An 11,409-nucleotide genomic window follows, 5' to 3' on the forward strand; every position below is an offset into this window, starting at 1 on the left:
GGGCTCGGGGAAGCGGTGCAGGCCGGCCGCCGCCGGCACGCCCGCCGCGGCCACGAGCCGGGCCGTGAGGGTCCGGGCGGCCGCCACGCTCACCTGCTGGCCGAGCACGGTGCGCAGGGTCAGCTCCGCCGGGTCGACGGTCCCGGGCACACGCAGCCCCGGACGCCTCTCGACGAGCGGCGCGAGCAGCGGGTCCTCCCCCAGGACGGCGCTCACGCGCAGGGGCTCCGCGTCGAGGTCCGCCCAGTGCCGCAGCCGGCCGACCAGCCGCGGCACGTCGGAGATGTCCGGCACGGTCAGGGTCGCGGTGAGGTGCCGGTCGCCGGGCGAGATCTCGACCAGCGCGTCACCGCCCGCCGCGGGCACCAGGCGCCGCACCGAACGACCCTCGACGGCCTCGAGCCCGGGGACCGCACGCGCCGCGACGTGCGCGAGGAACGCGTCGGCGTCGTACGGCGTGCCGTGCCGCAGCCGCAGAGTGACGGCGCCGGTCCCGGTGTCGGCCACCGCCCCGTCCTCGCCTCCCGCCCGCGGGCTCGTGAGCGAGGTGGGGGCGGACCGCATGTCCGCCGGGCGCAGCGCCGACGGCGGCGCGCCGAACTCGGCGCGCATGACGTCGTTGAACTGCCGCACGCTCGTGAACCCCGCGGCGAAGGCGACGTCGGCCATGGGCCACGGCGTCTGCTCGACGAGGAGGCGCGCGACCTGCGCGCGGCGGGTCCGCGCGAGCTGCCCCGGGGTCGCGCCGACCCGCGCGACGACGACACGGTGCAGGTGGCGCTCGCTGACGTGGAGCGAGGCGGCCAGCCCCGCGACCCCGTCGGTGTCGACCGCGCCGTCGCCGATGCGGCGCAGCGCGCGGCCGACGAGGTCGGCGTCGAGGTCCCACTCGCGCGACCCCGGCAGGGCGTCCGGGCGGCACCGCCGGCACGCGCGGAACCCCGCGGCCACGCAGGCCGCGGCCGTCGTGTGGAAGCGGCAGTTCTCCGCCCTGGGCGTCCGCGACGGGCAGCTCGGCCGGCAGTAGATGCCGGTGCTGAGCACGGCGACGAACAGGCGCCCGTCGAAGCGCGGGTCGCGCCCCTGCACGGCGCGGTACGCGACGTCCGGGTCGAGGGCGAGAGGCGGGGTCACGCCCTCATCCTCCCCCGGCAGGGAGGCGGTGGCTGGCGGGATCCGGACATCGCGGTGCACCGCGACGTCCGGTCCCCCGGTGGGCCGGGGACTGCCCGGCCCGCTGCTAGACCCCGAGCACCCGCTGCTGCGGGACGTCGAGGAGGCCGCGGACCTCGGCCTCGCGGTACCGCCGGTGCCCGCCCAGCGTGCGGACGGCGGAGAGCTTGCCCGCCTTGGCCCAGCGGGTCACGGTCTTCGGGTCGACCCGGAACATCGCCGCCACCTCGGAGGGCGTGAGCAGCACTTCCGGTTCGGTCTGACGAGCGGACACGTGGTCCTCCTTCGGGAGGTCGGACACTCACGCGGGGGCGCGCGATGCCCGACGGTGGTCACTGCGTCGTGACTTCACTTGCTCGACGCCGTGACTCCCCGAGCTGACTCTGCGAGTCGCGCGCCGATCCGTACCAAATCACCGTACAGCGGACATCACGGGCAGGTCTCGTTACCGTCTCGCTTGGTGGCCCGCGTGTCGGGTCGCCGCGCCGCGGATCCGGTGGCGCGGGCGTCGCCGAGCGGCCGGATCCGTGGGACGCGCCGCCACCGGGTACGGATCACGACGACTCGGACAACGCTCTCCACGGATATCGGCGAGTTCATGCCATGGCCGGGTCCGCGCCACGTCGGACCCTCCGGGAGGGTGAACCCGCGGCGCGAGTGACCCGGGCCACGCCCCGCAGGTCGCCGGAACATCCTCGGACCATGTAGCGTTACCCCACGACGAGAACCAGCACCCCGGGGCCGCACGTGACTGCACGGTGCCGCCCCGCTTCTACGTTATAGAGGGGGTCGATGCCATGGGGCGCGGCCGTCAGAAGGCGAAGCAGACGAAGGTCGCTCGCGAGCTCAAGTACTCGAGCTACGAGCCGAACTATCGAGCCCTCGAGCAGGAGCTCACGTCTGGTACCCGCCGCAGCGACCTGGTCACCGAGACCCGGCCGACCCCGGACTCCCTCGACGACGTCGACGAGTTCGCGGACTGGGCGGGCGAGGACCGCTGACGAGGTCGGCGCGACCTGCGGGTCCGCCGACCGTCCAAGGAGGAGTGCACCCCGTCGCGTGACGTGGGTGGCGAGGGTGACCGTCACGGTCGGGTTCCTGCGCGAGCGCGGTCAGCTCGTGCGGTAGCTCCCGTGGAGGACGACGGCACCGCCGTCGACCCCCTTGGTGCCGCGCACGACGTCGGGTCCCGTCGAGCCGTCGTCGGCGCGCACGGTCCCTAGGACCCATGCGGGCACACCGGCGCCGGCCAGCCGCGCGAGCGCGGCGTCGGCGCCCTGCGCATCCACGACGGCGACCATGCCGACGCCGAGGTTGAGCGTGCGCTCGAGGTCCGGCCACGGCACGTCGCCGAGCCGTCGCACGAGCTCGAACACCGGGGGCACGGCCCAGCCGCCGCGGTCGACGTCGGCCAGGAGGCCCGCCGGGAGCACGCGCGCCAGGTTCGCGGCGAGCCCGCCGCCGGTGACGTGGCTGTAGGCGTGGACGTGGGCGGACGCGTCGGCGGCGAGGTCGAGGCACGGACGCGTGTAGAGGCGCGTCGGCTCGAGCAGCTCGAGGCCGAGCGCACGGCCCAGCTCGGCGACCTCGCGCTCGAGGCCCCAGCCGGCGACCTGGACGACGCGGCGCACGAGCGAGTAGCCGTTCGAGTGCAGGCCCGACGACGCCATGGCGAGCACGACGTCGCCCTCCTCGACGCGCTCCGGTCCCAGCAGCGCGTCCGCCTCGACCAGCCCGGTCGCCGCGCCCGCGACGTCGTACTCGTCCGGCCCGAGCAGCCCGGGGTGCTCGGCGGTCTCGCCGCCGACGAGCGCCGTCCCGGTCTCCGCGCACGCCGTCGCGATGCCGCGCACGATGTCCGCGACCCGCTCGGGCACCACGCGGCCGGTCGCGATGTAGTCGGTCATGAACAGCGGCTCCGCGCCGACCACGACGATGTCGTCGACCACCATGCCGACGAGGTCGAACCCGATCGTGTCGTGGACGTCCAGCGCCTGGGCGATGGCGACCTTGGTGCCGACGCCGTCGGTCGAGGTCGCGAGGAGCGGCCGGCGGTAGCGCGTCACGGCCGAGAGGTCGTACAGCCCGGCGAACCCGCCGACGCCGCCGAGCACCTGCGGCCCGTGGGTCGCGCGGACCGCGTCCTTCATGAGCTCGACGGCGCGGTCACCGGCCTCCGTGTCGACACCCGCCGAGGCGTACGTGACGCGAGCGCCCTCCGGACCGGTCACGGGTGGTCGAGCGCGCCCGCGCCACCGGTCGCGGCCACCAGGGTCGCCAGCCCGTCCTCGGGCGCGCCCAGCGGCAGCTCGCTCTGCTCGAGGAGGTTCTTGCCCAGCCGGTCCGCCGTGGGCAGCTCGATCGGGTACTTCCCCGTGAAGCAGGCCGTGCACAGCTGCGAGGTGGGCTGGTTGGTCGCGGCGACCATGCCCTCGAGCGAGATGTAGCCGAGCGAGTCCGCACCGATCGACCGGCCGATCTCCTCGGGCGAGAGCCCCGTCGCGATGAGCTCGGCGCGCGAGGCGAAGTCGATGCCGTAGAAGCACGGCCACTTCACGGGGGGCGACGAGATCCGCACGTGCACCTCGGCGGCGCCGGCCTCGCGCAGCATCCGCACGAGCGCGCGCTGGGTGTTGCCGCGGACGATCGAGTCGTCGACGACGACGAGCCGCTGGCCGCGGATGACGTCGCGCAGGGGGTTGAGCTTGAGCCGGATGCCGAGCTGGCGCAGCGTCTGCGACGGCTGGATGAACGTGCGACCCACGTAGGCGTTCTTCGTCAGCCCCTGCGCGTACCGGATGCCCGACTCCGCGGCGTAGCCGATCGCGGCGGGCGTGCCGGACTCGGGCACCGGGATGACGAGGTCGGCCTCGACGGGGAACTCGCGGGCGAGGGAGCGACCCATCTCGAGCCGCGCGGCGTGCACCGAGCGCCCCGCGATCGTCGTGTCCGGGCGCGCGAGGTAGACGTACTCGAACGCGCAGCCGGTCGGCGTCGCCTCGGCGAAGCGCTGGCTGCGGAGCCCGTCGGCGTCGATCGTGATGAGCTCGCCCGGCTCCACCTCGCGCACCAGGGACGCGCCGACGATGTCGAGGGCCGCCGTCTCGCTCGCGACGACCCAGCCGCGCTCGAGCCGGCCGAGCACGAGCGGGCGCACGCCGTGCGGGTCCCGCGCGGCGTAGAGGGTGTTCTCGTCCATGAACACGAGGCAGAAGGCGCCGCGCAGGCGCGGCAGCACCTCGAGGGCCGTCGCCTCGAGCGTGTGGTCCGGGTCGCCGGCGAGGAGCGCCGTGACGAGCGCGGTGTCCGTCGTCGTGCCGCGGGCGAGCTCACCGCGGCGGCGCGAGCCGTAGCGCTCGGCGACCAGCTCGACGAGCTCGGCGGTGTTGGTGAGGTTGCCGTTGTGGCCGAGGGCCACCGTGCCGCCCGCCGTCGGGCCGAGCGTCGGCTGCGCGTTCTCCCACGTGGACGAGCCCGTGGTCGAGTACCGCGTGTGGCCGATCGCGATGTGCCCGGTCAGCGCGTTGAGCGCGGTCTCGTCGAAGACCTGGGACACGAGCCCCATGTCCTTGTAGACGAGGAGCTGCTCGCCGTTCGACGTCGCGATGCCCGCGGACTCCTGCCCGCGGTGCTGCAGCGCGTACAGGCCGAAGTAGGTGAGCTTCGCGACCTCCTCGCCCGGGGCCCAGACCCCGAAGACGCCGCAGGCGTCCTGGGGACCCTTCTCGCCGGGAAGCAGGTCATGGGTCAGTCGTCCGTCTCCGCGGGCCACGTCCCCATGCTCGCACACGCCCGGTCACGTCTCGCGCCACGCCCGCCCAGTGGGCACGGCACGGCGCCCCACGCGACGCGTCAGCGCCTGCTCCGCCGGTCCACGACCGCGGCGACCACCGCGCCCAGGACCGCCCCGAGGACGGCACCCGTCAGGCCGACGAAGAACGCGACCGTGCCGAGACCCGCCTCCGTCGGCACGCTCGGCAGCACGAGCACCGCGACGACGCCGACGACGGCGCCCAGGAGCGCGCCCACCTGCACGAACCGGCGGTACCGGGGAGCGCGCCGCACGCGGCCCTCGCGCGCCGACGCGAGCTCCGCCTCGGTGGGGAGCGCGTCGTCGCGGGCGGGCTGCTGCGGGTCCGGCGAGGTCTGGCTCACGGGCCGAGCCTAGTTCCCGCCCGGACCGGTCCTCCGGCACGACCGCCCGCACCACCGGCTCGGCCGCCACGGACGAGGAGGGGTCCCGACCGCACCGCGGCCGGGACCCCTCCTCGGTCGAGCGTCAGGCCGTCACGACGTCGAGCACGGCATCCCGTCGAGCTCGAAGCCGGCGGGCGTGCCCGGCCGTCCGAAGCCCAGCAGGAGGAACGACGCCGACCGGCCGGGCCGCAGCACGTCGCGGCTCGTCGCGGTCACGGTCGAACCGCGCTGGTCGACGCGGGCACCGATGCCGAGCAGAGTGCGCTCGCCGTTGGTGTAGTCCCACGTGAGCTCCCAGCCGCGGAGCCGCTCGTCGCTCAGGTTGGTGACCTGGACGACGCTCAGGAAGATGCCGATCCCGAGCGGCTGCGCGATGTGGTCGACGCGGCACGTCTCGGGCACCGAGACCTCGCCGAGCGGCACGGTGAACGTGAACTCCGTGCCGGTGACGTCCACGGTCCCGGTCACCTCGAGCTCCGTGCCCGTGACCCCCTGCGGCACCGTGAACGACACGGTGGCGCGGCCCACCTCGTCGGTGGTGTCGACGATCGTCGGGTCGATCGGCGCCGTCGCGACCTGCTGGCCGCCGACGGAGAGCACCACCTGCGCCCCCTCCTGCGGCTCGCCCGCGCTGAACAGCAGCGAGGACAGCGCCACCGTGACGGTGTCGCCCGGCACGTACCCCTCGGCCGGGACGTCGCCCAGGTCGACGCCGACGGCGCGCTGGGCCAGGTCCGGGCTGACGGGGGTGAAGGCCGCCAGGTAGTCGACGAACGCCTGGAGGTCGACCCGACCGGAGTCGGCCCGCTGCGTGCCCTCGGCGAGCGTGGTGAAGTTGTCGCCGCCGCCCGCGAGGAAGGAGTTCGCCACCACGCGGTACGGCGCCGTCAGGTCGAGCGGCGCGTCGCCGACGCGCACGTCGGTGATCCGCTCGCCGGCCGCAGCCGTCGGGTCGTACGTGTACGTCAGCCCGGCGACGCCGAGCTTGAGGAACGGACGGCTCGCGGCGGCGGGCTGCCACTGCTGCTCGAGCACCTCCACCACCTGCTCGCCCGTGAGCGTCATCGTCACGAGCGTGTTGGCGAACGACTGCACGGTCGCCGCCTCGCGGTACGTGACGTTGCCGTCCGGGTCATCCGGGTTCGACGAGGCGTACGTGAGGTCCGCGCGAAGACCGCCCGGGTTCATGAAGGCGATCTCCGTGCCGACGTCCTGGGTGGCCCAGAGCTGGACGTCCGCGACGAGGTTGCCGAGCGTCGACTCGCCGCCCCGGTTGTCCGTCCCGTCGGACTGCCGCGCGCGCAGGAGGTCGTCCGTGATCTCGCCGAGCGACGCCTTCCCGAGCTCGTCGGCCGCCGCGACGGCGTCGGCGACGATCTGGGCGACCTCGGCGTCGGCCGGGAAGGCCGGCACGCCGCCCGGTGCCAGCGGCACCAGCGCGGACGAGCTCGCGACGACGTCGCCCGTGGCGGGGTCGACCTCGAGCGTCACGTGCGCGAGGTTCTGCCCGTACTGGCCGCTCTGCACGACCGGCCGGGTAAGGCCCTCGGGCCAGCCCGCGACCGGGAGCTGGTGCGCGTGCGCCTGGTGGGTGTGCCCGGCGAAGATCGCGTCGATCTCCGCGTCGACACCGGCGACGATCTGGCCGAACACGGAGTCGTCCGTCGAGTCCTCGACCGCGCCCGTCGCCGGGCCCTCGTGGACCAGGAGGACGAGCACCTCGGCCTCGCCGTTCGCCTCGTCGCCGTCGCTGAGGGCGGCCGCGACGCGGTTCACCTCGGGGACCACCGCGCGGGTGTCGATCGTGGCGATGCCCGTCGGGCTGACGAGCGACGGCAGCTCCGCCGTCACCGCGCCGATGAAGCCCACCCGGACGCCGTCGACCTCCGTGACCCACGACTCGTCGAAGGCGGGCTCGCCGGTCGTCGTGTCGTACAGGTTGGCGGCCAGGTACGGGAAGTCGATCTGCGGGACGACCCGGTTCTCGAGGTCCGGGCGGCCCCGGTCGAGCTCGTGGTTGCCGATCGCCGAGACGTCGAGGCCCATGGCGTCGAGCGCGTCGAGCGTCGGCTCGTCCTCGGCCACGAAGGACGTGAACGTCGAGGCGCCGATGTTGTCGCCCGCCGAGACGAACAGCGTGTCCGCGTTCTCGGCGCGGAAGGCGTCCACGGCGCCGGCCAGCACCGCGGCACCGGCCGTCGCACCGTCCGGCTCGAGGCGGCCGTGGAAGTCGTTGATCCCGAGCAGGTCGATCTCGACCGTGCCCGCCACGTCGCCCTCGGCCTGCACGCCGACGAGGATCGGGTCGTGGTCCGAGGCGCGGTAGACGTGCGACGGGTCCGCGAACGGTCCGGCGTACTGGTGGCCGGACCACTCGTCCGCGTTGATGTCCCAGACGTCCGCGCCCGTGACGCGCGCCGCGAACGAGGGCGACGCGAGCGCGTGGTCGAGCGAGCCGAGCTCGCCGTCGAACGTGTAGGTCGACGCGCCCGGGTCGCGCGCCGGGACGAGGTCCACCCAGCCCTGCGACGTGAAGACGACGACCGGGTCCTCCTGCGCGTACGCGTTGAGGTCACCCAGCACGACGGCGTCGTCGATGCCCGTCTGCGCCTGCAGCTCCGACGTCAGCGCCAGCACGGCCTCCGCCTGCTCGACCCGCTCGGCGTTGAACTGCCCCTGGCCGTCGGCCGGCTCCTCGCCGTCGCCGCCCTTGGACTTGAAGTGGTTCGCCACCACGAGGAAAGCGCTGCCCTCGCCCGCGGGGGTCGTGAACGCCTGGGCGATCGGCTCGCGCGCGATGTCCCAGACCTCCTCGTCCACCTGCGTGGCCGCGTCGCCGAGCGGCGTCACCGACGCCGTCCGGTAGATGATCGCGTTCATGATCACGTCGGTGTCGGGCGCGCCCTCGCCGACCAGCGCGGCCGGCGTGGCCACGTACGCCCACTCCTCGGCGCCGGCGGCCTCGTTGAGGCCCGCGACGAGGTCGGCGAGCGCGACGTCGGGCGTGCCGTCGCCGAAGTGCACCGAGTTCTCGATCTCCTGGAGCGCGACGACGTCGGCGTCGAGCGCGGAGATGGCAGCGACGATCTTCGCCTTCTGGATCGCGAACGCCTCGGCGGTCGCCGCGCCGCGCGCGGTCGAGTCCTCGGACGTGAGCGTCGTGAAGTAGTTGAGCACGTTGAACGCCGCGACCGTGAGGTCGCCGCCGACCTCGGCCGGAGCGGCCGGCCGCGGGTTGAGCTCGGTGAAGGTGGGCTCGAGCGCGTCCGACGTCGTCGCCGACAGCGGCGTCGTGGGCTGCAGGCGCCAGCGGTCGAAGCCGTAGTGGAGCACGTACGCGAGCTCGCCGAACTCGGCGGCGTCACCCGTGCGGACCGGGTCGGCCGTCAGGTACGGCTGCGTGGCGCCGGTGACCTGGTTGTTGCGGCCGTCGTCGAGCAGCAGGAGCCGGGCGTCGTTCGCGGCGGCGATCGCGTCGGCCTCAGGCCCGGGCCGTGCCAGCTCGGTGCTCTTGACCGGCAGCGCGTCCCCCGCCGCGAGCCAGACCGTCCCGAAGCGGTCGACCTCGTGCGTCGACGCGACGAGGTAGCTGCCCTGCGGGTTGACGAGCATGCCCTCGTAGGCCTCGCGGTCCGCGCCGACGACGGTGTCGGGGAGCGCGACGGCGGCGGGCAGCTCGCCCGCGCCGAGCACCTCGACCGTGGCGGCCGCGGCGCTCGCGTTGATCTGGGTGAGGCCGAAGTACTCGGCCGCGACGCCGGTGACGCTCACGAGGTCGCCGACGACGGCCGGCGTCGTGCGGCTGCCGAGGAAGACGAAGACGCCGTCGGAGGCACCGGGCGTCGCGTCCTGCGCGCCGCCCGAGCCGGGCGTCTGGATGTAGATGCCGCGGTAGCCACCCTCGCGGTGGTCGGCGGTGACCACGCCCTCGACGGTGACCGTGGCGCCGGCGACGGGGGTGGCGTCGGCGTCACCCTGGACCTCGGCGATGGTGTGGGTTGCGGCGGCAGCGACGACGTCGTCGGCTGCCGCGGGGGCCACGATCCCGGTGGCGAGGGCTGTGGCCCCCGCTGCCGAGAGGGCGAGGAGGCGCGGGGTGCCGCGCCGTAGGGGATGCATCTGGCTGACCTCCAGGGGTCGTCCGAACGACGTCGGCGGCGCTCCACGGCGCTCCGACGCTCGGACGCTAGACGCCGAGCGGGTGAAAAACCAGACCCGCCCCATACCCGGTCATGACCCCGATCCGACCTGTTCACGACCCGGACCGCTCGTTCACCATGTGGTCACCGGACCGGCCGGACACACCCACGCAGACCGGAGCGTTCCCGTGGCGACACGCGGGCGTGGCGCACGATTCCGCTCCACTGTGCGCGGGTGGGGTGGCCGAGCTCAGCGGGGTCGGGCCGCCTGGAGCGGGAGGTAGGCCGAGAGGTCGGCGCGCTCGCCCGACGCGTGCACCGCACCGCGCGCGACGGCGTCGTGCCAGTCGAGCGCGCCGGTCACGAGGGCGAGCCACGTGGCCGGGTCCGTCTCGACGACGTTGGGAGGCGTGCCGCGCGTGTGCCTCGGCCCGGCGACCGCCTGCACGGCGCCGTCCGGTGGCACCCGCACCTCGACCGCGTTCCCCGGCGCGACGTCGGCCAGCTCCTCGAGCGCGAAGCGCACGGCCGTGCGGACGACGGCACGGGGTGCCGCGTCGGGGTCCGCGCGCCAGGCGGCGACGGCGGCCCGACCCTCGGCGGGGTCGGTGCGGCGACGGGGCGGCATCAGCTCCCCTGTCCCGCCGCGAACTCCTCGTAGGCCTGGCGCCACGCCTCGAACTCGCCCTCGCGCGCGGCGTAGAACGCCTTCTCCGCGTCGAGCGCCGCCTGCCCACGGGCCTCCCAGTACCCCGTCTCCTCCGCGCACCGCGCGTCCGCGGCGGCCAGCGGGATCTCCGTCGTGGCGAGCTCGGCGAGCCGTCGCTCCGTCTCTGCCTTGGCCTCGAGGTACGCGGGCGAGGTCATGTAGTCGTCGCTCGACACGTCGACCACGAGGCTGCCGTAGGTCTCCTGCCAGATGAGCTCGGCCGCGGCGGAGATCTCGTCCCGCGGCTGCTCGACGTGGGTCATGCCCGGGTACCCGGCCTCCGCCATGCACTGCGACCACGCCTCGACGACGGGCACCAGCCGCGGGTCGTCGGCCACGGACCCCCACATGGTCTGGATGTCGGCGTCCAGCGCGCCGAACGCGCTCATGTCGAACTGCGGGCGGACGGCACCGGGGACCTCGTGCTGGGCGCGGCCGCTGCAGCCGTACTTGGTCCAGTCGTACGGCTCCTCGCCCTGCACGTACGCCTCACCCTGGCCCTCGCCGCCCAGCGCGAGGTAGTACGCCGACCGCTCGGCCGACGACATCGCCTCGACGATCGGCCCGTTGAGGTCGACCCACTCCGAGGCCGGGGCGCCCTCCGGCGGACCCGTGGGCGCCGTCGCGATGCCGTAGCCGTGCTCCTCGGCAGCCTCGACGGGGTCGACGGACGGCGGCGCGACGGCGGACGCGTCGTCGTCGTCGCGCGGGCGGAACTCGACCGGGACGTACTCGAAGCCCTGGTCGGCCATGCAGGCAGCGACGACGGCCTCGACCGCGGCCATGCGCTCGGCGATCTGCTCGTCGCTCTCCTCGGTCAGCGCGCGCAGGGTGCTGAGGAAGGCCGAGACGGGGCCGACCTCGGGCACCGGCTCGGGCTCCGGCGTGGGGGACGCCGGGGTCTCCGACCGCCGGTCCGTGGGCGCCTCCTCGGCGCCGGCCGTGCACGCTGCGAGCACGAGCGCCGTCGTACCGACGAGCGCCGCAGCCCACGCCGTACGGCCCGTGCGTCGCGTCGCTCCGCGTGCCCGACGCGCTCGCGCACCGTCCGCTACCGACCGCATGGCTCCCCCGTCCTGCGCGCAGCCCTGCCGCCACCGCGCGTGCCGCGTCACCGTACCGTCGCGGCACCGGCGGCCGCCGCGACCGCCGCGCGCACGGTCGCCTCGTCGGTGACCTCGAGCCCTGCGT

General features: G+C 74.6%; 9 protein-coding genes. 1 reads left to right on the forward strand and 8 read right to left on the reverse strand.

Annotation, left to right across the window (positions count from 1 at the left end; all coding sequences use genetic code 11):
• Together ICW40_RS03660 and ICW40_RS03665 are read right to left on the reverse strand one after the other, a co-directional pair.
• Window positions 1-1,134, reverse strand: a 1,134-nt coding sequence (locus ICW40_RS03660; RefSeq protein WP_221652479.1) for a bifunctional transcriptional activator/DNA repair enzyme AdaA, incomplete at its 3' end; no start/stop codon positions are given.
• Window positions 1,135-1,240: 106 nt separating this feature from the next.
• Window positions 1,241-1,447 (reverse strand): BldC family transcriptional regulator, encoded by a 207-nt coding sequence (locus ICW40_RS03665; RefSeq protein ID WP_221652480.1) that lies wholly within the window; start codon window positions 1,445-1,447, stop codon window positions 1,241-1,243.
• Between the two features lie 523 nt (window positions 1,448-1,970).
• On the opposite strand from ICW40_RS03665, the gene ICW40_RS03670 reads away from it, so the two are divergent.
• Window positions 1,971-2,174 carry a DUF3073 domain-containing protein gene (locus tag ICW40_RS03670; RefSeq protein WP_221652481.1) on the forward strand — a complete coding sequence of 68 codons (204 nt, stop codon included), beginning with the start codon at window positions 1,971-1,973 and terminating at the stop codon, window positions 2,172-2,174.
• 111 nt (window positions 2,175-2,285) lie between these two features.
• On the opposite strand, the gene purM is transcribed toward ICW40_RS03670, so the two are convergent.
• From purM to ICW40_RS03700, 6 genes are all read right to left on the reverse strand, one after another.
• Window positions 2,286-3,404: a phosphoribosylformylglycinamidine cyclo-ligase gene (purM, locus tag ICW40_RS03675; RefSeq protein WP_221652482.1), complete on the reverse strand. Its 1,119-nt coding sequence runs from the start codon at window positions 3,402-3,404 to the stop codon at window positions 2,286-2,288.
• Complete coding sequence (purF, locus tag ICW40_RS03680; protein ID WP_221652483.1) at window positions 3,401-4,945, reverse strand: amidophosphoribosyltransferase; 1,545 nt, start codon at window positions 4,943-4,945, stop codon at window positions 3,401-3,403. Before purF ends, purM begins: the two co-directional genes overlap by 4 nt.
• An 80-nt stretch (window positions 4,946-5,025) precedes the next feature.
• Window positions 5,026-5,328, reverse strand: coding sequence for a histidine kinase (locus tag ICW40_RS03685; RefSeq protein WP_221652484.1), 303 nt, complete (start codon window positions 5,326-5,328; stop codon window positions 5,026-5,028).
• Between the two features lie 132 nt (window positions 5,329-5,460).
• Window positions 5,461-9,489: an ExeM/NucH family extracellular endonuclease gene (locus tag ICW40_RS03690; protein ID WP_221652485.1), complete on the reverse strand. Its 4,029-nt coding sequence runs from the start codon at window positions 9,487-9,489 to the stop codon at window positions 5,461-5,463.
• Between the two features lie 270 nt (window positions 9,490-9,759).
• On the reverse strand, window positions 9,760-10,137 hold the full coding sequence (locus ICW40_RS03695; protein ID WP_221652486.1) for a sterol carrier family protein: 378 nt from the start codon (window positions 10,135-10,137) through the stop codon (window positions 9,760-9,762).
• Window positions 10,137-11,177: a hypothetical protein gene (locus tag ICW40_RS03700; protein WP_221652487.1), complete on the reverse strand. Its 1,041-nt coding sequence runs from the start codon at window positions 11,175-11,177 to the stop codon at window positions 10,137-10,139. Before ICW40_RS03700 ends, ICW40_RS03695 begins: the two co-directional genes overlap by 1 nt.
• Between the last annotated feature and the right edge of the window lie 232 nt (window positions 11,178-11,409).

Origin of the sequence: Actinotalea ferrariae (genome assembly GCF_019733465.1) — a bacterium.
Classification (GTDB): Bacteria; Actinomycetota; Actinomycetes; order Actinomycetales; family Cellulomonadaceae; genus Actinotalea; species Actinotalea ferrariae_A.